This window comes from Amycolatopsis albispora (assembly GCF_003312875.1).
GTDB lineage: Bacteria > Actinomycetota > Actinomycetes > Mycobacteriales > Pseudonocardiaceae > Amycolatopsis > Amycolatopsis albispora.
The window spans coordinates 3,729,985-3,753,928 of sequence record NZ_CP015163.1 but is presented as its reverse complement, the minus strand read 5'-3'; the positions used below and the strand labels follow the sequence as shown (position 1 = coordinate 3,753,928).

Annotated in this window: 20 protein-coding genes; 19 read left to right on the top strand and 1 reads right to left on the bottom strand. The window is 71.4% G+C overall.

What is annotated here, in order from left to right; translation table 11 throughout:
- Positions 1-63: 63 nt before the first annotated feature.
- The 14 genes from trpC (at position 64) to A4R43_RS17340 (ending at position 14,428) form a co-directional block, all read left to right on the top strand.
- Positions 64-873, top strand: a complete 810-nt coding sequence (trpC, locus tag A4R43_RS17400) for an indole-3-glycerol phosphate synthase TrpC (RefSeq protein WP_113693293.1) — start codon at positions 64-66, stop codon at positions 871-873.
- The gene (trpB, locus tag A4R43_RS17395; RefSeq protein WP_113693292.1) at positions 870-2,114 is read left to right on the top strand and encodes a tryptophan synthase subunit beta; all 1,245 of its coding nucleotides are present in this window, start codon (positions 870-872) and stop codon (positions 2,112-2,114) included. The genes trpC and trpB overlap by 4 nt, the downstream gene beginning before the upstream one ends.
- A complete protein-coding gene (gene trpA / locus A4R43_RS17390; RefSeq protein WP_113693291.1) occupies positions 2,111-2,902 on the top strand; it encodes a tryptophan synthase subunit alpha in 792 nt (263 codons plus the stop codon). Before trpB ends, trpA begins: the two co-directional genes overlap by 4 nt.
- 374 nt (positions 2,903-3,276) lie before the next feature.
- Entirely contained in the window at positions 3,277-4,812 is a 1,536-nt protein-coding gene (locus A4R43_RS17385; RefSeq protein ID WP_113693290.1) for an ABC transporter substrate-binding protein, read from the top strand.
- 4 nt (positions 4,813-4,816) lie between these two features.
- Positions 4,817-5,764 (top strand): ABC transporter permease, encoded by a 948-nt coding sequence (locus A4R43_RS17380; protein ID WP_113693289.1) that lies wholly within the window; start codon positions 4,817-4,819, stop codon positions 5,762-5,764.
- Positions 5,761-6,555, top strand: a complete 795-nt coding sequence (locus A4R43_RS17375) for an ABC transporter permease (RefSeq protein ID WP_236809084.1) — start codon at positions 5,761-5,763, stop codon at positions 6,553-6,555. Before A4R43_RS17380 ends, A4R43_RS17375 begins: the two co-directional genes overlap by 4 nt.
- Positions 6,552-8,018 (top strand): ABC transporter ATP-binding protein, encoded by a 1,467-nt coding sequence (locus A4R43_RS17370; RefSeq protein WP_113693288.1) that lies wholly within the window; start codon positions 6,552-6,554, stop codon positions 8,016-8,018. The genes A4R43_RS17375 and A4R43_RS17370 overlap by 4 nt, the downstream gene beginning before the upstream one ends.
- Positions 8,015-8,746, top strand: a complete 732-nt coding sequence (locus tag A4R43_RS17365; RefSeq protein ID WP_113693287.1) for a methyltransferase — start codon at positions 8,015-8,017, stop codon at positions 8,744-8,746. The genes A4R43_RS17370 and A4R43_RS17365 overlap by 4 nt, the downstream gene beginning before the upstream one ends.
- On the top strand, positions 8,746-9,771 hold the full coding sequence (locus A4R43_RS17360) for a pyridoxal-phosphate dependent enzyme (protein ID WP_113693286.1): 1,026 nt from the start codon (positions 8,746-8,748) through the stop codon (positions 9,769-9,771). Before A4R43_RS17365 ends, A4R43_RS17360 begins: the two co-directional genes overlap by 1 nt.
- Positions 9,768-10,529, top strand: a complete 762-nt coding sequence (locus A4R43_RS17355; protein ID WP_113693285.1) for a phytanoyl-CoA dioxygenase family protein — start codon at positions 9,768-9,770, stop codon at positions 10,527-10,529. Before A4R43_RS17360 ends, A4R43_RS17355 begins: the two co-directional genes overlap by 4 nt.
- Positions 10,530-10,543: 14 nt before the next feature.
- The gene (locus A4R43_RS17350; protein ID WP_113693284.1) at positions 10,544-11,356 is read left to right on the top strand and encodes a Rossmann-like domain-containing protein; all 813 of its coding nucleotides are present in this window, start codon (positions 10,544-10,546) and stop codon (positions 11,354-11,356) included.
- A 43-nt stretch (positions 11,357-11,399) separates the two neighbouring features.
- Positions 11,400-12,623 carry an MFS transporter gene (locus tag A4R43_RS17345; protein ID WP_236809081.1) on the top strand — a complete coding sequence of 408 codons (1,224 nt, stop codon included), beginning with the start codon at positions 11,400-11,402 and terminating at the stop codon, positions 12,621-12,623.
- 194 nt (positions 12,624-12,817) lie between these two features.
- Positions 12,818-12,961: a hypothetical protein gene (locus tag A4R43_RS42785; RefSeq protein WP_162788503.1), complete on the top strand. Its 144-nt coding sequence runs from the start codon at positions 12,818-12,820 to the stop codon at positions 12,959-12,961.
- Between the two features lie 276 nt (positions 12,962-13,237).
- Complete coding sequence (locus A4R43_RS17340) at positions 13,238-14,428, top strand: MFS transporter (protein WP_113693283.1); 1,191 nt, start codon at positions 13,238-13,240, stop codon at positions 14,426-14,428.
- Here the strand turns inward: A4R43_RS17340 and A4R43_RS17335 are convergent.
- On the bottom strand, positions 14,425-14,868 hold the full coding sequence (locus A4R43_RS17335; protein WP_236809079.1) for a nitroreductase family deazaflavin-dependent oxidoreductase: 444 nt from the start codon (positions 14,866-14,868) through the stop codon (positions 14,425-14,427). The genes A4R43_RS17340 and A4R43_RS17335 overlap by 4 nt on opposite strands.
- A gap of 74 nt (positions 14,869-14,942) precedes the next feature.
- Between A4R43_RS17335 and A4R43_RS17330 the strand changes: the two genes are divergently transcribed.
- From A4R43_RS17330 to A4R43_RS17310, 5 genes are all read left to right on the top strand, one after another.
- Positions 14,943-15,707, top strand: a complete 765-nt coding sequence (locus A4R43_RS17330) for a TetR/AcrR family transcriptional regulator (protein ID WP_113693281.1) — start codon at positions 14,943-14,945, stop codon at positions 15,705-15,707.
- A gap of 18 nt (positions 15,708-15,725) precedes the next feature.
- Complete coding sequence (gene lgt / locus A4R43_RS17325) at positions 15,726-16,754, top strand: prolipoprotein diacylglyceryl transferase (RefSeq protein ID WP_113693280.1); 1,029 nt, start codon at positions 15,726-15,728, stop codon at positions 16,752-16,754.
- Between the two features lie 331 nt (positions 16,755-17,085).
- A complete protein-coding gene (gltB, locus tag A4R43_RS17320) occupies positions 17,086-21,654 on the top strand; it encodes a glutamate synthase large subunit (protein ID WP_113693279.1) in 4,569 nt (1,522 codons plus the stop codon).
- Positions 21,655-21,719: 65 nt separating this feature from the next.
- Positions 21,720-23,228, top strand: coding sequence for a glutamate synthase subunit beta (locus tag A4R43_RS17315; protein ID WP_113693278.1), 1,509 nt, complete (start codon positions 21,720-21,722; stop codon positions 23,226-23,228).
- Positions 23,229-23,427: 199 nt separating this feature from the next.
- Positions 23,428-23,943: a GNAT family N-acetyltransferase gene (locus A4R43_RS17310; RefSeq protein ID WP_113693277.1), complete on the top strand. Its 516-nt coding sequence runs from the start codon at positions 23,428-23,430 to the stop codon at positions 23,941-23,943.
- Position 23,944 lies beyond the last annotated feature (1 nt).

The following is a 23,944-nucleotide window of genomic DNA, read 5'->3' as shown; positions in this document are numbered from 1 at the left end:
GAAGGTTTTTGTGAGCGAGCTTGCGAGGAAAACGGTGTGTACACCGGTAGGCGGGGCCGTCCGGTGACTGTTCTCGAAGACATCGTCGAAGGCGTCCGGGCCGACCTCGCCACCCGCGAGGCGGAGCTGCCGTTCGACGAGCTGAAGCGCCGGGCCGCCGAGGTCGCGCCCCCGCGTGACGTGATGGCCGCCCTGCGGGAGTCGGGCATCGGCGTGATCGCGGAGGTCAAGCGGCGCAGCCCGTCCAAGGGTGAGCTGGCGTCGATCGCGGACCCCGCGGCGCTGGCCAAGGACTACGCCGACGCCGGGGCCCGGGTGATCAGCGTGCTGACCGAGCAGCGCCGCTTCGGCGGTTCGCTGGCCGACCTGGACGCCGTGCGCGCCGCGGTGGACGTCCCGATCCTGCGCAAGGATTTTGTGGTCAGCCCGTACCAGGTGCACGAGGCGCGCCTGCACGGCGCGGACATGGTGCTGCTGATCGTGGCCGCGCTCGAGCAGAACGCGCTGGTGTCCCTGCTGGACCGGGTCGAGTCGCTCGGCATGACGGCGCTGGTGGAGATCCACAACGCCGAGGAGGCCGACCGCGCGCTCGAAGCGGGCGCGTCGGTGATCGGCGTCAACGCGCGCAACCTGCACACCCTCGAGGTGGACCGCGACGTGTTCAGCAGGCTCGCCCCCGGGCTGCCGATGGACGTCTACAAGGTCGCCGAGTCCGGTGTGCGCGGTCCCGGTGACCTGATGTCGTACGCGGGCCAGGGCGCCGACGCGGTGCTGGTCGGCGAGGGCCTGGTCGCCTCCGACGACCCCAAGGCGGCGCTGGTGAAGCTGGTCACCGCCGGTTCGCACCCCGCGTGCCCGAGGCCTAGCCGATGAGCGAGGAACACCCCACGAAGCAGCACGAGCGCACCGAGCACGACCCGGACGCCAAGGGCCACTTCGGCCCGTACGGCGGCCGGTTCATGCCGGAGGCGCTGATCGCGGCCATGGACGAGCTGTCCGCGGAGTACGACAAGGCCCGGCTCGACCCGGAGTTCACCGGCGAGTTCGCCCGCCTGCTGCGTGACTACGCGGGCCGCCCCTCGCTGCTCACCGAGGCGCCGCGGTTCGCCAGGCACGCTGGCGGCGCGCGGATCTTCCTCAAGCGCGAGGACCTCAACCACACCGGCTCCCACAAGATCAACAACGTGCTGGGCCAGGCGCTGCTCACCCGGCGCATGGGCAAGAAGCGGGTGATCGCGGAGACCGGGGCCGGGCAGCACGGGGTGGCCACGGCCACCGCCTGCGCGCTGCTGGACCTCGACTGCGTGGTCTACATGGGCGAGGTGGACACCCAGCGCCAGGCGCTGAACGTGGCCAGGATGAAGCTGCTCGGCGCCGAGGTGATCCCGGTCAAGACCGGTTCGCGGACGCTGAAGGACGCGATCAACGAGGCGCTGCGCGACTGGGTGACCAACGTCGACACCACGCACTACCTGCTGGGCACCGCCGCCGGCGGGCACCCGTTCCCGGTGATGGTGCGCAACTTCCACAAGATCATCGGCGAGGAGGCGCGGCGGCAGATCCTGGAGCAGGCCGGTCGCCTGCCGGACGTGGTCGCCGCCTGCGTCGGCGGTGGCTCGAACGCCATCGGCATCTTCCACGGCTTCATCGACGACCCCGAGGTCCGGCTGGTCGGCCTGGAGCCGGGCGGCAAGGGCCTGGACAGCGGTGAGCACGGCGCCACGCTGACCGAGGGCACCCCGGGCATGCTGCACGGCGCGCTGTCCTACCTGCTGCAGGACGAGGACGGCCAGACCATCGAGGCCTACTCGATCTCCGCCGGGCTGGACTACCCGGGCGTCGGCCCGGAGCACTCGTGGCTCAAGGACACCGGCCGCGCCGAGTACCGCGCGGTGACCGACGCCGAGGCGATGGAGGCCATGCGGCTGCTGTCGCGGACCGAGGGCATCATCCCGGCCGTGGAGTCCGCGCACGCCCTGGCCGGCGCCATCAAGCTGGGCCAGGAGCTGGGCGAGGACGGCCTGATCGTGGTGAACCTCTCCGGGCGCGGCGACAAGGACATGGACACCGCGGCGAAGTTCTTCGGCCTGGTGCCCGAGGAGGAGCTGTCGTGAGCGAGCTGGACGAGGTCTTCCGCCGGAGCAAGGCGGAGAACCGCGCCGCGCTGGTCGGCTACCTGCCCGCCGGTTACCCGACCGTGGACGGCTCGAAGGACCTGCTGTCGGCGATCATCGACGGTGGCGCCGACCTGGTCGAGGTGGGCGTGCCCTACTCCGACCCGGTGATGGACGGCCCGACCATCCAGGCCGCCGCGGACGCCGCGCTGGCCGGCGGGTTCCGGCTCAAGCACCTGTTCGAGGTGGTCGAGTCGGTGTCCGCGCGCGGCGGCAAGGCCGTGGTGATGACCTACTGGAACCCGGTGCACCGCTACGGCGTGGACGCGTTCGCGCGTGACCTGGCCGCCGCGGGCGGGCTCGGCATGATCACCCCGGACCTGATCCCGGACGAGGCCGACGACTGGTTTGCCGCGTCCGAGGCCCACGGGCTGGACCGGATCTTCCTGATCGCGCCCTCGTCGACCGAGGAGCGGGTGCACCGCACGGTCCAGGCGAGCACCGGTTTTGTCTACGCCACCGCGCTGATGGGCGTCACCGGCGCGCGGGAGACGGTGGATGCGGCCGCGTCCAAGCTGGTCGACCGCGCCAGGGCGCACACGGACCTGCCGATCGGCGTCGGCCTCGGGGTGCGCTCGGGCGCGCAGGCCGCCGAGGTGGCCGGGTTCGCCGACGCGGTGATCGTCGGTTCCGCGCTGGTCACCGCCGCCGGCGAGGGCGTCGACGCGGTGCGGGCGCTCTCCGGTGAGCTGGCCGCCGGTGTGCGGAAGGCGCCCACCCCCGCCTGATATCCGGGATTTCACGACCAAAGGGTCGTTCGTGCGTTGAGCCTCCCGCGTGGCCCGATGTCACGAATGTGGCTTTCGAGACGCCTGACGTCTCGAAAGCCACATTCGTGACATCGCAGGCCATGCGCGGAGCGGGCAGAGGCTCGCTTTCGGTTTCGACAAGCGCGAACGGCCCTTTTTGTCTGCTCGCATGCACATATTAGATTCTTCGTACTTGACAATGATTTCCATTATCTGTCAGTATTGCCGCAGTTGGGGAGATCTCACCTGAATGGTGCATGCGTTAAGTCGTTCGGCGGGTTTTCCTCGCTCCGCGTTTTCGCCGACGATTCTTCGCAGGCGCGGCGCCCGCCGCGGGAAATGGAGGAGCCGTCATGCCGATCGCCCTGACGCGGCGGGGTTTTCTCGGATTTTCGGCGGGAGCGGCACTGGTGCTCGGGGGGTGCGGTGGTGCGGAGAGCCCGGGCGAGGCGGGCGAACCCCAGCGCGGCGGGCGGTTGCGTGCGTTGTTCACCGGGGGCGGGACCAGGGAGACCCTCGACCCGCACGCGCAGAACCTGTTCATCGACCAGGCCAGGCACAAGGCGATCTTCGACAAGCTCACCGAGCTGGGCGACGACCTGGCGCCGGTGCCCCGGCTGGCCGAGCGCTGGGAGTCCACTGCGGACGCCACCGTGTGGCGGTTCACCTTGCGCCAGGCGATTTTCCACGACGGCCAGCCGCTGACCGGCGACGACGTGTTGTTCAGCCTGGCCAGGATCCTCGACCCGGCGGCGGGTGACCGGCTGGCCAGGCAGTCCCTTTCGGCCATCGACATCGGACGGTGCCGGGTGGTCGATCCCCGCACGGTGGAGATCGCGCTCAGCACGCCGTCGGCCGAGCTGCCCGCGCTGCTGGCCACCACCGGTGCGGCGATCGTGCGCAACGGTTACGCCGATCCGGCGAACCCGGTGGGCACCGGGCCGTTCCGGTTCGTCTCGTTCGAACCGGGCCGGGCACTGGTGGCCCGGCGCTTCGACGAGCACTGGGAGGGGCCCGCGCTGCTCGACGAACTGCACATCCTCTCGGCTGACGCGGACGCGCGCGCGAACGCGCTGCAGGGCGGGCAGGCCGAGTACGCGCACGAGATGTCCCCGACCTTCGCCAGGACGGCCGAGGCCGGGCGCACGGTGAAGATCGTCGCCGCGCCCGGCTGCACCACGCAGGCGTTCGTGCTGAAAACCGACCGGCCGCCGTTCGACAACCCGGACGTGTCGCTGGCCTTCAAGCTGCTGGCCGACCGCCAGCGGCTGGTCGACGTGGTGCTCGGCGGTCGCGGGGTGCCGGGCAACGACCTGTTCGGCAAGGGCTACCGCTACTACAACAGCACGCTGCCACAGCGCCCGCGTGATGTCGCCGAAGCGCGTTCGCTGCTGACCAAGGCGGGTGTGCTCAACCAGCCCGTGCAGTTCTTCACCTCCACCGTTTCCGCTGGTTTTGTCGACGCCGCAACGCTTTTCGCCGAGCAGGCCGGTGAGGCGGGCATGCGGGTGGAGGTGGTCACCGGTGCCGCCGAGACCTACTTCAAGGACCAGCTGACCACCGGGGTGCTCGGCAGCCACCGCGCCGGAGCCGCGCCGATCCCCGACTACATCAACTCGCGCCTGCTCTCCACTTCCCCGTTCAACGCCACCGCGTGGAAGCGCCCCGAGTTCGACGCCGCCTTCGCCACGGCACAGTCCACTGTGGACGAAGCAGAGCGGACCCGGCTGTACCACGCCCTCCAGCGAGACCTGCACGACCGCGGCGGCCTGCTCGCCTGGGGCCACCCCGACTGGATCACCGCGGTGGCCGCGAACGTGCACGGCGTCCGGCCGGTGCCACCGAACACGGTGGACTGGGCCCGGTTCGACAAGGTGTGGCTGGGCTGAAGCGGTGCGTGGATACGTCGCCCAGCGGCTGGGCCTGGCCCTGGTGCAGCTGATGGTGCTTTCCGTGCTGGTCTTCGCGTTGACCGCGCTGCTGCCGGGGGACGCCGCCGACGTGCGGTTCGACGAGAGCGCGTCCCCGGAGCAGGTCGCGAACCTGCGTGCCGAACTCGGGCTGGACCGGCCCGCGGTGGAGCGGTTCTTCGACTGGGCCGGCGGGGTGCTCACCGGGGACCTCGGGCATTCGCTGGTCAACGGGCAGCCGGTGACCGAGATCATCGGCGGCTCGGTGGGCGCGACGCTGGTGCTCGCGGTGGCCACGCTGGCCGTGGTGGTGCCGCTGGCCGCGCTGCTCGGCGCGCTGGCCGGGGTGTACGAGGGCGGCAGGCTGGACCGGTCGATCACCTCGATCACCCTGGTGCTCACCGCGATCCCGGACTTCGTGCTGGCGCTGCTGCTGATTTCGGTGCTGTCACTGCAACTCGGCTGGCTGCCCGCGACCTGGGTTGGCGCCACCGGCGAGGACCTGCTGACCAGCCCCGAACTGCTGGTGCTTCCGGTGCTGGTGCTGTTCCTGCGCACGGTGTGCACGCTGTCGCGGCAGGTCCGCGCGGGCACGATCACCTCGCTGCACGCCGGGTACGTGGTGCAGGCGCGCCGGCTCGGCGTGCCCCGGAAATCCTTGCTGCTGCGGCACGTGCTGCCCAACGCGGCGGTGCCCGGCGTGCAGGAACTGGCCCGCGTCGGCGACAACCTGCTCGGCGGGGTGCTGGTGGTGGAGGCGATCTTCGCCATTCCCGGGTTCGCCACCGCGTTGATCGACGGGGTGGAAGCGCGGGACGTGCCGGTGGTGCAGGGGCTGACGCTGGTGCTGGCGGTCGCCGCGCTGCTGGTGAACCTCGCCGCGGACCTGGTCTGCAACCGGCTCGTGCCGCGGACGGAGGTGCTGCGGTGAAGCGCCTGATCACCGGGGTTTCGGTGGCACTGCTCGCGGTGCCGGTGCTGGTCGCGCTGCTCGGACCGCTGCTGGCCGATGCGGTCGCGCGCCCGCCCGGTCTGCCGTACAGCGGCGGCGGGCTGCTCGGCACCGACGGGCTCGGCCGGGACGTGTTCGGCACGCTGCTGCTCGGCGGGCGCACTACGCTGGGCGTGGCGCTGCTGGCCGTGGTTTTCGCCTATCTCGCGGGCGGGCTGATCGGCCTGGTGGCCGCGTCCACCCGCCGCCGGGTGCTGGACGAGGCGCTGATCCGGCCGCTGGACATCCTGCTGCCCCTGCCTTCGCTGCTGGTGATCAGCGTGGTCGCGGTCGGCTGGCGCGGGGACCCGCTGGCGATCGCGCTGGTGGTCGGCGCGGTGAACGTGCCGACCGTGGCCAGGCTGGTGCGCGCGGCCGCGCTGGACGCGGCGAGCGGGCCCGCGGTGGAGGCGATGCGCATGCAGGGCGAGTCGTGGGCACGCATCCAGTTCGGCTTGGTCGCGCGGTCGGCGTTGCCGCCGGTGCTCGCCGACATCGGTACCCGCATCACGCTCGCGGTGTTCATCGTGGCTTCGGCGAACTTCCTCGGGCTCGGGCTGAACCCGACCTCGCCGGACTGGGCGGTGACGGTTTCGCGCAACCGGGAGGGCCTGCTGCTGCAACCGTGGTCGGTGCTCGCGCCGGCGGCCATGATCGTGGCCTTCACGCTCGGGCTGAACCTGCTCGCCGACCGGTTGCTCGGCCGTCGCCGGGAGGTGGTCGCGGCATGAGCGCACTGGTCGAAGTGGACGGTCTGACCGCCCGCGCCGGAGACGAGTTCCTGGTGCGGGACATCGGTTTCCGGTTGTGGCCCGGCAAGGTGGCCGCGCTCGTCGGGCCGTCGGGCAGCGGGAAGACCACGGCGGCGCTGGCGCTGCTCGGCGAGTCCGCGCCCGGGGTGCGGCTGACCGGATCGGTGACCGTCGCCGGATCCGCCGTGCTGGCCGGGGAACCGCCGCCCGGACTGCGCGGGGGAGTGGTGTCATACCTGCCGCAGCACCCCGGCAGCGCGCTCAACCCCGCCCGCCGGATCGGCACCACCCTGCGGGAACTGGCGAAACTGCACCGCCCCAACGAGTCCACAGAGGACGTTGTCGCCGAAGCGCTGCGCGCGGCGCAACTGCCCGGTGACGTCCGGCGGCGGTTCCCGCACCAGTTCTCCGGCGGTCAGCGGCAGCGGGTCGCGCTGGCGCAGGCGCTGGTCTGCGGGCCGCGGGTGCTGGTGCTCGACGAACCGAGCACCGGCCTCGACACGGTCACCCGGCTGCGCCTGGCCGGTGAGCTGGCCGAACTCGCTGCGACCGGGCTGGCCATCCTGCTGCTGAGCCACCAGCACGATCTGGTGCGGGCGCTGGCCGACCACGTGGTGCTGCTGGACCACGGCCGGGTGGTGGCCACGGGCACGCCGGACGAGGTGCTCGGCGAGGTGGTGCCACCGGCACACGACTGGGCGGCGCCCGGCCCGGCCGACGCGCTGCTCGAACTGCGCGGGCTGTCGGCGTCGGTGCGGCCACGCGGACGGCAGCCGATCCTGCACGACATCGATCTCGCGCTGCCGCCGGGCGGCCGGATCGGCGTGGTCGGCCCGTCCGGCAGCGGGAAAACCACGCTCGCCAGGTGCATCGCCGGGCTGCACGAGCGGTACACCGGCGAACTGCGCCTCGACGGGCGGCCGCTGCCGGTGCTGCGCAAGCGCGGCCGCGAACTCCGGCGCCGCGTGCAGTACGTCTGGCAGGAGGTCCGCGGCTCGTTCGACGACCGGCGGCCGGTGCTCGACCAGGTGGCCCGCACCGCGGTCCGCCTGCGGGGCCTGGACGCCACGGCGGCGCGTGGCGAAGCCGTCGAACTGCTGGCGGAACTGGGCGTCAGCGCGGAAATCGCGGCCAGGCACCCCGGTGAACTGTCCGGCGGCGAACTGCAGCGGGCCGCGCTCGTGCGTGCCCTGCTCGCCGAGCCGGACGTGCTGGTGTGCGACGAGATCACCACCGCGCTCGACCCCGGCACCGCGCGCCGGGTGACCACCCTGCTCGCGCGGCTGAACGAGCAGCGGGCCACCGCGCTGCTGTGGATCAGCCACGACCTCGGGCTCATCGCCGCGGTGACCAGCGAGGTGCTGGTCCTCGACGACGGGATGGCCACCGGACTGGGGCAGCCCCGCTCCGCTCCGGTGCTCGACAGGAAGGAATCGGTATGAGCGAAGAATCCTGGGCACTGCACGCGAGCCTGCCGCCCACGCTGTCCACCGCCGAGATCCTCGAGGTGAACCCGCCGAGGAACGATCTGCACACGGTGCGGTCCCACACCTACCGGGACTGGGAATTCGAGCTGCCACCCGGGGTCTTCCGGCCGGGCGAGACCAGCAAGATGATCCACGACCGGCTGCTCGACGGCCGGATCCCGGTGGCGGGCAGGACCTACGTGGCCATGGGGTCCGGGCTCGGCGTGGAGGCGGTGGCAGCCGGGACCGCGGGCGCGGCCGAGATCTACGCGCTCGACGTGCACCCGGCCAGCGTGGCCGCGACCGAGCAGCACTACCGGCGGTTCGTCGGGGACACGCCGCCGCTGCACGCGATCGTCTCCGACCTGTTCACCGCCTTCCCGGACAAGGCGCAGGCCGACGTGATCACCTTCAACCCGCCCGCGGTCGCGCTGAAGACCAGCGAGGACCCGGACGTGGTGCGCAACGTCTGCGTCGGCGCCGGGATCACCGCGCGGTTCTTCGACCAGGTGCTCGCGCGCGGTCTGCTGGCTCCCGGCGGCGAGATCCACCTGATCGTGTCCAACACCGCGGACCTGCGCGGCATCATCGCGCACGCCATCGAAAGCGGGTTCGTGCCCGAGGTGCGCGAACGCCGGACCTGGCCGGACGACGACGTGCAGACCTACCTGTTCCGCCTGCGCGCCAAGGGAGACGCGGCCTGATGCACGACCACTTCGCCGAGGCGGTCAAGGAACCGGACCTGATCCGGGTCCGGGACGACCTGCTCTGCGTGCGCTTCGAAACGATGAAGATCTATTCGGCGCTGGGTGCGGTGCGGCGCCTGCTCGACACCGGCGTGGTGCGGCCGGGCGACACCCTGATCGACAGCTCCAGCGGGATCTACGCCCACGCGCTGGCGCTGGCCTGCAACCGGTACGGCCTGCACTGCCACATCGTCGGGTCCACCACGATCGACGCCACGCTGAAGGTGCAGCTGGAAATCCTCGGCGCCACGCTCGAGCAGGTGCAGCCGTCGCGCAGCCTCAAGCTCGACCAGAGCCTGCGGGTCCGGCGGATCACCGAGATCCTGCGGGAAAACCCGTCGTACCACTGGATGCGCCAGTACCACGACGAGATCCACTACCTCGGTTACCGCGAGGTGGCCGAGCAGATCGACCGGGCGGTGCCGTCCGGCCCGCTCGGCCTGTCCGGCGGTGTCGGCACCGGCGCGTCCACCGGCGCGATCGCCTCCTACCTCGGTGAGCTGGGGCGGGACGTGACGCTGATCGGCGTGCAGCCCTTCGGCAGCGTCACCTTCGGCGCCGAGCACGTCGCCGACCCGGAGATGATCATCGCGGGCATCGGCAGCTCGATCGAGTTCGAGAACGTGCGGCACGAGCTGTACGACCGGATCCACTGGATCTGCTTCGAATACGCCATGTCGGCGGCGGTGGACCTGTTGCGCTCCAGCGGGATCTTCGCCGGGCTGTCGGCCGGTGCGGCCTATCTGGCGGCGCACTGGGAACACGAGCGCGAGCCGGGGCGGCGGCACGTGTTCCTCGCCGCGGACACCGGGCACCGGTACGCCGAATCGGCCTACAGCAGGCATCGCGAGGCACACGACCTGGACCGGATGCGCCCGCGCGAGGTTGGCGTGCTCAGCGAACTGGCCTGCCCGTGGTCGGCGATGGACTGGGCGCGGCGGCCCGCCTGCGCGCGGGGCCACGACGTGCTGGGAGTGGCGTGAACGAGCCCGGATACCGAATCCTCCACGGCCTGTTCGGCGGTGCCGAACTCGCGCGGCTGGCCGAGGCCGCCGAGTCGGTGCAGCGCGACGTGCTGGCCAAGGCCGCGTCCGGCCGGACCTCCGTCGAGGTCTGGCCGGACGGCCACCGGCTGGAAAGCGTGGACGGCACGAAGCTGCACTGGGAGCCGGAAGCAACCGGCACGATCCGCAGCCTCGCGCCGGTCTCGCACCTGCACCCGGCATTCGATGCACTGTGGACGGACCCGCGGCTCACCGGGCCGATGGCGGACCTGCTGGGTGTGGCCGAACCGGGGCCGTTCGTGTCCAAGCTGAACTTCAAGCGGGCCGGGGTCGGCTCGGAGTTCGCCTGGCACCAGGACTTCCCGTTCTGGTACTGCTGCGCCGGACCGGCCGCGGCGGACATCGCCACCGCGATGATCTACCTGGACGACGCGGGTGCCGGCAACGGCGCGCTGAGCGTCATCCCGGGCAGCCACCGCGACGGCCCGGCACCGCGGGACCGGGCCGAGCCCACCGGGCTGCTGGTCGATGCGTCCAAAGTGGACGCGTCACGCGAGCGGGTGCTCGAGCTGCCTGCCGGTTCGGTGCTGATGTTCCCCGGCACGCTGGTGCACCGGTCGGCGCCCAACCGCAGCGATCGCGACCGGCGCACGCTGTTGTTCTGCTTCCAGCCCGCGGGCCGCCCGCAGCTGGCCGAGTTGCGTTACCGGCGGGAACTGCTGGCGGACCTGCCATGAAAGGGAAAGTGGAAATGGAAAGTGTGCCCGCGCTGACCGAAGCCGTGCTCGCCGGGGAACTGGGCCCGCCACCCGGCGAACGCACCGTGACGAGCGCGTTCTGGCTGCACCACACCACCCGGCTGGCCGGTGGCGGGGTCACCTACCGCAACCACTACCTGCTGCTGCGCGTCGGCAGCGCGTTCGGTGCCTGCTCGTTCGAAGAAGGCGAACTGGACGCCGATTTCTGCGCCACCGCTTCGGGTGAACCGCTGGACGCGCTGATCCGGCACGACCGGTTGCCGGTCCGGATCGCGGCACTGGACGCCTACCTCGCCGACACGCGACCGCACCGCGAAGCCGGTGCCGAGCCGGTGGTGCTGCCCGTCGGCACGCCGGAGGTCCGGGCGCGGGCCAGGGACGAGGCGATCGCCGGGCTGCTGGACATCCGGCCGGGTGCGCGCGTCGCCCTGATCGGCGTGGTGAACCCGCTGGTCGCGGCGATCACCGAGCGCGGCGGTGCATGCCTGCCGTGCGACCTGAACCTGCGCACCACCCAGTGGGGGCAGCCGGTCAGCCGCGAAATGGACGAGGTGCTCGACGCCGCCGACGCCGTGGTGGCCACCGGGATGACGCTGGGCAACGGCAGTTTCGACCGGTTGCTCGCGCGCAGCCGGGACCGCGGCCTGCCGCTGGTGATCTACGCGCAGACGGGCAGCGCGGTGGCCAGGGCGTTCCTCGGGCACGGGGTGACCGCCGTTTCGGCGGAACCGTTCCCGTTTTCGCAATTCAGCGCGGAACCGAGCACCGTCTACCGCTATCGGGCGCCCGTCGGGCGTGCCGGTTAAATTGTGCCCCCAGGGGCGGAACACGAAGAAAAGAGTGCGATAAGTGAGTGCGGAAACCGTGAAGCCGGTGGGGGAGCTGCCGGTGCCGAGCGACCTGCGCATGGCCAGGCTGCTGGGCCCGGTCCTGCTGGCCTCGGCGGTGAGCCTGTTGCCGTTCACCGTGTTCAGCACCTTCCTGGTGCCGATCTCGGCGGACGCCGGAACCAGCGTGGCCGCCATGGGCGGGCTGCGCGGGCTCGGCGGGCTGGCGGCGCTGGGCGTGGGCGCGGCGGTGGCCCCGCTGCTCGACCGGGTGCCCAAGCAGTACACCGCCGGGGGCGGGCTGGTGCTGCTCGGCCTGTCCGCGGTGCTGGGCGCGGCGGGGCAGTTCCTCGCGCTGGCCGCGTTCTGCCTGCTGGTCGGTGCGGCGACCTCGGTGCTGAACCCGGCGCTGGCCGCCGACGCGGCCGACCGGTTCGGCTCGGGCGCGGCGGCCGGGCGGGCGGCCACGCTGGTCACCGCCACCCAGTCGCTGACCGCGATGCTGGCCGCGCCGCTGGTGGCGCTGCCCGCGCTGCTGTGGGGGTGGCGGGGGAACCTGCTGGCGGTGGCGGTGATCTCGGTGGCGCTGTCGGTGGTGTTCTTCCGCCGCCGCCCGGCACCGGTGGCCGCCTCGGACGACGGGCCGCGGCTGGGCTACCTGGCCTCGTTCCGCGCGCTGGCCGGGGTGCCGGGCGCGGTGCCGCTGCTGGTGGTCGCGCTGCTGCGGACGGCGGCGTTCATGGGCTACCTGTCGTACCTGGCGGCGTTCTACGATTCGCGGTTCGAACTGGACCCGGAGCTGTTCGCCCTGGTGTGGACGCTCAGCGGGGCGGCGTTCTTCGTCGGGAACCTGCTGGCCGGGCGGTACACCAGCGCGGAGCGGCCGTGGATCCGGCCCGAGCACATGCTGACCGCGAGCCTGCTGGTGGCGCTCGGTGCGGTGGCCGGGTTCTACTTCGCCACGAACCTGGTGCTGGCGCTGGTGCTGACCGCGGTGCTCGGGGCGTCGCACGCCACCGTGGCCGCGTGCGTGGTGACCCTGCTGGTCCGCCGGTGCGGCCCGCTGCGGGGCTCGGCACTGGGCGTGAACGCGGCGGGCATGAGCCTGGGCACCTTCGCCGGCGCCGCGATCGGCGGGGTCGGCCTCGGCCTGGCCGGCTACCCGGGCACCGCGATCGCGTTCGGGGGCATCACGCTGCTGGCGTTGGCCGCCTCCCTCTTCGTCCGCCCCGGCGCAGAAGCGTGACCCACCAGCCGAGGCGGCTGGAGCACCTGCCCGGTGCGGCGTCACGAAAGCCACATTCGAGACGCCAGACGTCTCGAAAGCCACATTCGTGACATCGGGCCGGGCTCACGCTGGGCGGGCTCGGTGACCGCATGCTCATCCTCCGACCTGCTGATCAGTGACGGTCCCCGCGGTCCCTCTACGCGCAGGCCCGGGTGCCGTACTACCTGGTGGTCGAGGAATTCGACGCGGTGCTCCACGAATGGCACGACGGTGAATACCACCTGGCGGCGAAGAGTGAAGGAGGCGTACTGCGCCTCCAGCGCCCGTTCCCGGTGGTGCTCGCGCTGGGCGGCTGAACACCCCGGTTTCCCGCATTTCCCATTCAGGAAATGGCGCATTGGTGAATGCGCCGAATGGCGGGCTGCGATTGTGGGGTTGGGGGCAGGAGTGGGGGAACGGCGGCGTGGTGCCGGTGGGTGTGCGCGGGGGTGGGGGACCGCTGCGGGGTGATCCCGCTGCGCTGCCAGGGTGAAGCGAGGTACGAAACCCGGTGGCGGCTGGGCAGAATCGCCGCGTGACGGGCATCGGGCCGGGATCGACCGGCGGAACTGCGGGGCTGGGATGAGCCGGCGGTGAACCGCGCCAGGGCGGCCTTGCTGGTGGCGCTCGCGATCGACAACTTCGGCACCGGCCTCTTCCTCCCGCTGACCCTGGTCTACCTCAGCCGGGTGGTGGGGCTGCCGCTGGCGATCGCGGGCACCGTCGTCCCGCTCGGCACGGTGGCTGGCCTGCTGGTGCCGCCGCTGGCCGGGCGGCTGACCGACCGCGTCGGCGCGCGGCTGGTGGTGATCACCGCGCAGCTGGTGCAGGCCGCCGGTGTGCTCGCGTACCTGCTGGCGGGCTCGGTGGTCACGGTGGCCGTCGCCGCCGTGCTGGTGGCCGCGGGGCAGCAGCTGTTCTACTGCGCGCTCTATGCACTGGTCGCCGACGTCGCCGGGGACGTGCCGAAGGACCGGCCGTTCGCGGTGGTCGGCATGGTTCGCGCGGCGTCGTTCGGCGCGGGCGGGCTGGTCGCGGCGGTGCTGCTGACCGGGTTCGGCACCACCGGTTTCCGGGTGGCGCTCGCCGCGAACGCGGTCACCTACCTGCTCGCCGCGCTGGTGCTGCTGCTCGGCCTGCGCACGCGGACCACCCGCTTCCTGCCGCCGCCCCGCTGCCTCGCCGCCGGGCCGCTGCGTGACCGGCCGTACCTGAAGCTGATCCTGATCAGCGGGCTGTTCGGCCTGTCTCTGGACGTTTTCCTGATCGGCGTCCCGGTTTTCGTGCTGGAGCAGCTGCACGGCCCGTCGTGGCTGCCGGGCGCGATCATCGCGCTGCTCACCCTGTGCACCAGCGTCGGCGGCACGCTCGCGCTCCGCCTGACCCACCGCCTCAGCCGGATCGACGCGATGCGCTTCGGGTCGATGCTCTACGCGCTGTGGTGGCTGGGTTGCCTCGGCGCGCTGCTGGTGCCGCGGGCGGCGCAGCCGGGTTACCTGCTCGCCGTCACGCTGATCATCGCCACCGCGAACCTGGTGTTCGGCCCGCGGGCCAACGCACTGGCCGAGGCGGCGGCCCCGCGTGCCGCGCGGGGCCGCTACCTCGCCGCCTTCCAGTACGCCTTCACCACCGCCCAGGTGGTCGCGCCGGCCGTGGTCGCCCTGTTCTCGGTGGCGGTGTGGCTGCCGTGGGTGGTGGTGGCGGTGTGCGCGGTACTGGCGGTGTTCGGGCTGAGCGGGCTGTCCGCCCGCCTGCCCGCACATGCGGTACGGCCCCCGCCTTAGATTTTCTCGATGCGGAAGACTGCGCAGCGTCCGGCGAGGGCTTCGAACTCGTCCGGGGAGTCGCTTTCGACGATGCCCGCGCTGGTCATCATCGACACCCCGGACGGCACTTTCGCCGGGAACGCCCGCAGCACCGGGCGAGCCTCTTCGACGGGCAGCTCGACCAGCCGCACGGACTCGTGACGACGGCCGCAGCTGAGCGTGCCCGCCCCGGCGGCGCTCGCGTTGCGCACCCAGTCCGCGCCGGGGAACCCGCCGACGACGTACCGGGCCCCGTCCAGCTCCATCAGCGAGATGGGCGTGGTGCGCGGCTTCCCGGACTTCCGGCCGGGCACGGTCAGCAGGTACATCCCGCCGAGCTTCAAGCCGGTCCGCTGCAGCCCGATGAACACCCGGTTCATCGGCTTGAGCCAGCGCGGGGGAGTGACCTTCGTGGGCAAATCCGACCTCCAACCTTTGACGGTAGAGTGTACCGTACAGCATACGGTACGACTTTGTCTAGGATGGGCTGATCATGGCGACAGACAACGGCTCCGACCCCGCCCGCAGCCTGGCGATCCTCTGGCGCACCCGCGAGGTGTCCAGCCGCAAGGGCAAGCCCGAGCTGAGCGTGGACCGCATCGCCCGCGTGGCGATCGAGCTGGCCGACGTGGACGGCCTCGACGCGCTGTCCATGCGCAAGGTCGCCGAGAAGCTGGGCGTCGGCACCATGTCGCTGTACACCTACGTGCCCGGCAAGGCCGAGCTCGTCGACGTGATGGTCGATCTCGTGCAGGCCGAAACCGCGCGTCCTCAAGAGGGTGGCGATGACTGGCGCGCCAAGCTCGAGCTGATCGCGCGCGAGAACCTGGCGCTCTACCAGCGGCACCCGTGGCTGCTGCAGGCCTCGCACCGCACCGTGCTCGGGCCCAACGTGATCGAGAAGTACGAGTACGAACTCCGTGCCCTGGAAGGGATCGGGCTGACCGAGATCGAAATGGACTCGGTGCTCACGCTGCTCATCGGCCAGGCGCAGGTCTCGGCACGCGGGCGCGCGGAGATGTCCAGGGTGGAGCGCAACTCGGGGCTGACCGAGGAGCAGTGGTGGACGCAGCACGCGCCGTTGCTCGACCAGGTGATCGACTACAGCCGCTTCCCGGTGGCCTCGCGGGTCGGCGCCGCGGCGGGCGAAGCGCACCACGCCGCGTACAGCCCGGAGCACGCCTTCGAGTTCGGCCTGGCCCGGCTTCTCGACGGGATCGAGGTCCTCATCGGGGGCAGGGCAGACGCCGGGAGCTGAATTGGCTACGGTGGCCCGGTGAATACCGCCGCGGCGTCGTTCCTGGCCAGCATCCCCAGCCCCGATCGCGGGGTGTGGCACATCGGGCCCATCCCGATCCGCGCCTACGCCCTGTGCATCATCGCGGGCATCGTGGTGGCCATCTGGCTGGGCGAACGCCGCTGGGTGGCGCGCGGCGGCACCAAGGGCACGATCCTCGACATCGCGGTGTACGCGGTGCCGTTCGGCCTGGTCGGCGGCCGGCTCTACCACGTGATCACCGACTGGCACCGGTACTTCGGTGAGGGCAAGGACCCGATCCAGGCGCTGAACATCGTCAACGGCGGCCTCGGCATCTGGGGTGCCATCGCGCTCGGCGGGGTCGGCGCGTGGATCGGCGCGCGCCGCAAGGGCATCCCGCTGCCCGCGATCGCGGACGCCATCGCGCCGGGCATCGTCATCGCGCAGGGCGTCGGCCGCCTCGGCAACTACTTCAACCAGGAGCTCTACGGCGGTCACACCGACCTGCCGTGGGCGCTGGAGATCTACGCGCGGGTCAGCCCGGACGACCCCCGGATCGAGGACACCCTCAACGGCGTCGCGCTGAACAACATCCCGATCGACACCGTGCACCCGACGTTCCTCTACGAGCTGCTGTGGAACCTCGGCGTCGCGCTGCTGGTCATCTGGGCGGACCGGAAGCTGCGCCTCGGCCACGGCCGCGCGTTCGCGCTGTACGTCGCCGGGTACACGCTGGGCCGGACCTGGATCGAGCTGATGCGCACCGACGCGGCCACGCTGGTCTTCGGGGTCCGGGTCAACGTCTGGGTGTCGATCCTGGTGTTCGCCGGTGCGGTGGTCTACTTCGTCGCCGCCAAGAGCCGGGGCGAGCGCGAGGCGCCGGCGCTGCTCAAGGGCAAGGACGGCGACCTGCCGGACGAGGAACTCGACGACGTCACCGACGTGAAGAACACCGACGCGGACGAGACCGCGGTGGTGTCGAACGGCAACGGCGGGGAGAGCCGGGCCGACGAGCCCGCCGAGAAGCCGGACGGCAAGGACAAGTAGGGCAAAAGGCCCAGGTCAGGGCGATCAGCTCGAAGTACGCACGCCACCGGAGCTGCCTCGCGCGGCCAACCGGGCTAAGATGGTGCGTCTGCGCCGGACTGTAGTAAGCGGACAGTTGGCGGACCGAACCATTCGCATCCCATCAAGAACGACGTCGTTCTGGCCGTCCAGATCGTTACGGTCGAATGACCGGAAACACGCCTTCGACAGGTGCCCCCCGGTTTCCAGGATGTTAAGGTCGCGTCAACGAACGGGCCATCGTCGTCCCGTGCGCAGCGTCAACCAGGGATTTTTCCCGAACTGAGCACGAAACGACGAGGGAGGTCCCTTGATGATCTTCTCCGCCAATCCCGGTCCCAGTGGTCTGTACGACCCCACCACCGAGCAGGATTCCTGCGGCGTCGCCATGGTGGCCGACATCCGCGGGCGGCGCTCGCACGGCATCGTCACCGACGGCCTGACCGCGCTGGCGAACCTGGAGCACCGCGGGGCCGCCGGGGCCGAGCCGACCAGTGGCGACGGGGCGGGCATCCTGCTCCAGCTGCCGGACGAGCTGCTCCGGGCCGAAGTGGACTTCGCGCTGCCGGAGCCGGGCGAGCACGGGCACTCCTACGCGGCGGGCATCGCCTTCCTGCCGGTCGAGGAGGACCGCCGGATCAAGGCGGTCGAGCTGATCGAGCGCATCGCCGACGAGGAGAACCTGGTGGTGCTCGGCTGGCGCGACGTGCCGGTCACCCCGGACACCGCCGAGGTCGGCCCGACCGCGCGGTCGGTGATGCCGCACTTCGCCATGCTGCTGGTGGCGGGCAAGCCCGCCGCCGACGGCCACACGCCCAGCGGGATCGAACTCGACCGGCTGGCCTTCTGCCTGCGCAAGCGCGCCGAGCACGAGTCGGAGGTGGCCGGCTGCGGCACCTACTTCCCGTCGCTGTCCGCGCGCACGCTGGTCTACAAGGGAATGCTCACCACCGAGCAGCTGCCCGCGTTCTTCAGCGACCTCACCGACGAGCGGCTGGCCAGCGCGATCGCCGTGGTGCACAGCCGGTTCTCCACGAACACCTTCCCGTCGTGGCCGCTGGCGCACCCGTTCCGGTTCGTCGCGCACAACGGCGAGATCAACACCATCCGCGGCAACCGCAACCGCATGCGGGCCAGGGAGGCGCTGCTCGAGTCGGACCTGCTGCCGGGCGACCTGAGCAGGCTGTACCCGATCTGCTCGCCGGACGCCTCGGACTCCGCCTCCTTCGACGAGGTGCTGGAGCTGCTGCACCTCGGCGGGCGCAGCCTGCCGCACGCGGTGCTGATGATGATTCCGGAGGCCTGGGAGAACCACGCCACCATGGACGCGCAGCGCCGCGCGTTCTACCAGTTCCACGCCAGCCTGATGGAGCCGTGGGACGGTCCGGCCTGCGTCACCTTCACCGACGGCACGCTGGTCGGCGCGGTGCTCGACCGCAACGGCCTGCGCCCGGCGCGCTGGTGGCGCACCGCCGACGACCGCGTGGTGCTGGCCAGCGAGGCCGGGGTGCTGGACGTGCCGCCGGACCAGGTGGTGGCCAAGGGCAGGCTCAAGCCGGGCCGGATGTTCCTGGTGGACACCGCGGCCGGCCGGATCGTCGACGACCGCGAGGTCAAGTCGGAGCTCGCCAGCCAGCTGCCCTATGAGGACTGGCTGCACGCCGGGCTGCTGCAGATCGCCGAGCTGCCCGACCGCGACCACATCGTGCAGAGCCACGATTCGGTGCTGCGGCGCCAGCTCTCCTTCGGCTACACCGAGGAGGAGCTGAAGATCCTGCTCACCCCGATGGGCACCACCGGGGCCGAGCCGATCGGCTCGATGGGCACCGACACCCCGCCCGCCGTGCTGTCCCAGCGCTCGCGCCTGCTCTACGACTACTTCAAGCAGAACTTCGCGCAGGTGACCAATCCGCCGCTGGACGCCATCCGCGAGGAGCTGGTCACCTCGATGGCGCGGATCATGGGCCCCGAGCAGAACCTGCTCGAGCCGGGTCCCGCCTCCTGCCGTCACGTGCAATTGCCGTACCCGGTGATCGACAACGACGAGCTGGCCAAGCTCATCCACATCAACGACGACGGCGACCTGCCCGGCTTCGCCTGCACCGTCCTCTCCGGACTGTACGAAGTGGACGGTGGGGCGGCGGCGCTGGCCGAGGCCGTCGAGCGGGTGCGCCGCGAGGCCTCCGAGGCGATCGCCGCCGGGGCGCGCACGCTGGTGCTCTCCGACCGCGACTCCGACCACCGGATGGCGCCGATCCCGTCGCTGCTGCTGGTCTCCGCGGTGCACCACCACCTGGTGCGCACCAAGGAGCGCCTGCGCGTGGCGCTGGTGGTGGAGAGCGGGGACGCGCGCGAGGTGCACCACGTCGCGCTGCTGCTCGGTTACGGCGCCGCCGCGGTCAACCCGTACCTGGCCTTCGAGACCATCGAGGACCTGATCGGGCAGGGCGCGATCACCGGCATCGAGCCGGCCGTGGCCATTCGCAACTACGTGCAGGCGCTGGTCAAGGGCGTGCTGAAGATCATGTCCAAAATGGGCATCTCGACCGTCGGTGCCTACACCGCGGCGCAGGTCTTCGAATCCTTCGGCCTGGCGCAGGACCTGCTCGACGAGTACTTCACCGGCACCAGCTCGAAGCTCGGCGGGGTCGGCCTGGACGTGCTCGCCGAAGAGGTGGCCATGCGCCACCGCCGCGCGTACCCGGACAACCCGACCGACCGGGTGCACCGCCGCCTGGACACCGGCGGCGAGTACGCCTACCGCCGCGAGGGCGAGCTGCACCTGTTCACCCCGGAGACGGTGTTTCTGCTGCAGCACGCCAGCAAGACCGGGCGCGAGGAGGTGTACCGCCAGTACTCGGCCGAGGTCGAGCGCCTCAACCGCGAGGGCGGTGCGCTGCGCGGCATGTTCGCCTTCCAGACCGAGGGCAGGCAGCCGGTGCCGATCGACGAGGTGGAATCGGTCGAGTCGATCTGCAAGCGGTTCAACACCGGCGCCATGTCCTACGGCTCGATCTCGATGGAGGCGCACCAGACGCTGGCCATCGCGATGAACCGGATCGGCGGGCGGTCGAACACCGGTGAGGGCGGCGAGGACCCGGAGCGGCTGTACGACCCGGAGCGCCGCAGCGCGATCAAGCAGGTCGCGAGCGGGCGGTTCGGCGTCACCAGCGAGTACCTGGTCAACGCGGACGACATCCAGATCAAGATGGCGCAGGGCGCGAAGCCGGGTGAGGGCGGGCAGCTGCCGCCGAACAAGGTGTACCCGTGGATCGCGCGCACCCGGCACTCCACGCCGGGCGTCGGGCTGATCTCGCCGCCGCCGCACCACGACATCTACTCCATCGAGGACCTGGCGCAGCTGATCCACGACCTCAAGAACGCCAACGAGCGGGCCCGCATCCACGTGAAGCTGGTCAGCTCGCTCGGTGTCGGCACGGTCGCGGCCGGGGTGTCCAAGGCACACGCCGACGTGGTGCTCATCTCCGGGCACGACGGCGGTACCGGTGCCTCGCCGATGAACTCGCTCAAGCACGCGGGCACGCCGTGGGAGATCGGCCTCGCCGAAACCCAGCAGACCTTGCTGCTCAACGGGTTGCGCGACCGGATCACCGTGCAGGTGGACGGTGCGCTGAAGACCGGGCGGGACGTGGTGGTCGCCGCGCTGCTCGGTGCCGAGGAGTACGGCTTCGCCACCGCGCCGCTGATCGTGGCCGGTTGCGTGATGATGCGCGTGTGCCACCTCGACACCTGCCCGGTGGGCGTGGCCACGCAGAACCCGGACCTGCGCAAGCGCTACACCGGCCAGGCCGAGCACGTGGTGAACTACTTCCGGTTCGTCGCCCAGGAAGTGCGGGAAACCTTGGCACAGCTGGGTTTCCGCACCCTGGACGAGGCGATCGGGCGCACCGACGTGCTGGACACCGACGAGGCGCTCGAGCACTGGAAGGCACAGGGCCTCGACCTCGGGCCGGTGTTCGAAATGCCGTCGCACACCCCGTACGGCGGCGCGAAGCGCAAGGTCCGCGAGCAGGACCACGGGCTGGAGTTCGCGCTCGACCGCACGCTGATCCAGCTGGCCGAGGCGGCGCTGGAGGACGCGCACCCGGTGCGCCTGGAACTGCCGGTGCGCAACGTGAACCGGACCGTCGGCACGCTGCTCGGTTCGGAGATCACCCGGCGCTACGGCGGTCAGGGCCTGCCGGACGACACCATCCACGTGCGGCTGACCGGTTCGGCGGGGCAGTCGCTCGGCGCCTTCCTGCCCTCGGGCATCACGCTGGAGATGGTCGGCGACGCGAACGACTACGTGGGCAAGGGCCTGTCGGGCGGCCGGATCGTGGTGCGCCCCGATCCGTCGGCGACCTTCGCCGCCGAGCGCCAGGTGATCGCGGGCAACACCATCGGCTACGGCGCCACGAGCGGGGAGATCTTCCTGCGCGGGCAGGTCGGTGAGCGGTTCTGCGTGCGCAACTCCGGCGCGCTGGTGGTGTCCGAGGGCGTCGGTGACCACGCCTTCGAGTACATGACCGGCGGCCGCGCGGTGGTGCTCGGCCCGACCGGGCGGAACCTGGCGGCCGGCATGTCCGGCGGCGTGGCCTACGTGCTCGACCTCGACCGCGCCCAGGTCAACGAGGCGATGGTGGAGCTGAGCACCCCGGCCGGTGAGGATCTGGCCTGGCTCAAGGAAATCGTGCAGCGGCACCACGACCTGACCCGGTCGGTGGTGGCCGCCTCCCTGCTGGGCGACTGGACCCGCCGCTCGGCCGCGTTCACCAAGGTGATGCCACGGGACTACAAGCGGGTTTTGGACGCGGCGAAGGCGGCGAAGGCCGCCGGCCGCGATGTCGACGAGGCGATCATGGAGGCGGCTCGTGGCTGACAATCGCGAAGCACACCACGAGTGCCGACCGGGTGCGGGTGCCCCGCAGGACAAGGAGGCGGCTCGTGGCTGACCCCAACGGTTTCATGAAGTACCAGCGGGCCGAGGCGGCCAAGCGCCCGGTCGACGAGCGCCTCGGTGACTGGCGTGAGGTCTACGAGGCCATCACCCCGGCCGAGCGCAACGAGCAGGTGCGCACGCAGGCCACGCGCTGCATGGACTGCGGCATCCCGTTCTGCCACTCCGGGACCGCGGGCTGCCCGCTGGGCAACCTGATCCCGGAGTGGAACGACCTGGTGCGCCGGGGCGACTGGGAAGCGGCCAGCGACCGCCTGCACGCCACCAACAACTTCCCGGAGTTCACCGGGAAGTTGTGCCCGGCGCCGTGCGAGGCCGGGTGCGTGCTCTCGATCTCGCCGCTGTCCGGCGGGCCGGTGACCATCAAGCGCATCGAGCAGACCATCGCCGACCAGTCGTGGGAAGCCGGGTACGTGCAGGCCCAGGCGTCGGCGGTGTCCTCGGGGCAGCGGGTGGCCGTGGTCGGCTCCGGTCCGGCCGGGCTGGCCGCCGCGCAGCAGCTGACCAGGGCGGGCCACGAGGTCACCGTGTTCGAGCGGGACGACCGGCTCGGCGGGCTGCTGCGGTACGGCATTCCCGAGTTCAAGATGGAGAAGAAGGTGCTCGACCGGCGGCTCGCGCAGCTCCGCAAGGAGGGCACGAAGTTCGTCACCGGCTGCGAGGTCGGCGTGGACCTGACCGTGGACGAGCTGAACGAGCGGTTCGACGCGGTGGTGCTGGCGGTCGGCGCGCTGCGTGGCCGCGACGACCGCGAGACGCCGGGCCGCGAGCTGGCCGGGGTACACCTGGCGATGGAGCACCTGGTGCCCGCGAACCGGTACGTCGAGGGTGACGGGCCGCCGGAGATCGACGCGAACGGCAAGCACGTGGTGATCATCGGCGGTGGCGACACCGGCGCCGACTGCTACGGCACGGCCACCCGCCAGGGCGCGCTTTCGGTGACCCAGCTGGACCAGTACCCGGAGCCGCCGTCCACAAGGGACGACGACCGGTCGCCGTGGCCGACCTGGCCGTACATCCTGCGCACCTACCCGGCGCACGAGGAGGCCGGTGAGCGCAAGTTCGCGGTGGCGGTGAAGCGGTTCGTCGGTGACGAGAACGGCCACGTGCGCGCGGTCGAGCTGCAGCACGTGAAGGTGACCAAGGACCCGGAGACCGGGCGGCGCGAGGTGGTGCCGACCAGCGACGAGGTCGAGGTGCTGCCCGCGGACCTGGTGCTGCTGGCGATCGGCTTCGAGGGTGTGGAGCACATGGCGCTGCTCGACGGGCTTGGCCTCTCGCTGACCAAGCGCGGCACGCTGTCGTGCGGGGCGGACTGGCAGACCTCCGCGCCGGGCGTTTTTGTCTGCGGTGACGCGCATCGCGGCGCGTCGCTGGTGGTGTGGGCGATCGCGGAAGGCCGCTCGGTGGCGAACGCGGTGGACGCCTACCTCACCGGTGCGTCGGACCTGCCCGCCCCGGTGCACCCGACGGCGCTGCCGCTCGCCGTGGTCTGAGCTGCTATGGTCAGGGGGCCGGACGTGGTGTCCGGCCCCCTGAGCTTTTTCGAAGGACGTGAGTTGATGCCCGCCGCGCAGGCCGCTGCGTTCCGCAGTGGCACCCGGACCGTGCTCACCGTCCGGACTCCCGCCTAGCCGACGCCGAACCGGCTCGGTTTCGAAGGCGCGGAGTCCCCACACCTTCGAAAGCTGGACAATGCATTCTCCGTTGTGGAAAACCCGACCGGAAACTCCGGAAGATCGCGCCGCGATTCACGCGGTCAACGCCGCCGCCTTCCCGACCGCCGAAGAGGCCGACCTGGTCGACGCCCTGCGCGCCGATCCGGAGGCCTGGATCGACGGGCTGTCGATGGTGGCCGAGACCGCGGACGGCGAGATCGTCGGCTACGCCCTGCTCACCCGCTGCCAGGTGGGCGGGGAACCGGCGCTCGCGCTGGCACCGTGTGCGGTGCGGCCCGATCACCAGCGCACGGGTGCCGGTTCCGCGGCCATCCGCGCCGGTCTCGACGCCGCGCGTCGCCTCGGCGAGAACCTCGTGGTGGTGCTGGGACATCCCGAGTACTACCCGCGGTTCGGCTTCACCCCGGCCTCCGGGTTCGGGGTGCGGGCGTCGTTCGAGGTGCCGGATGAGGCGTTGATGGCGCTCTCGCTCGACCCGGCACGGCCGACGCCGGCGGGCGTGATCCGCTACCCGGCGGCGTTCGGGGTGTAAC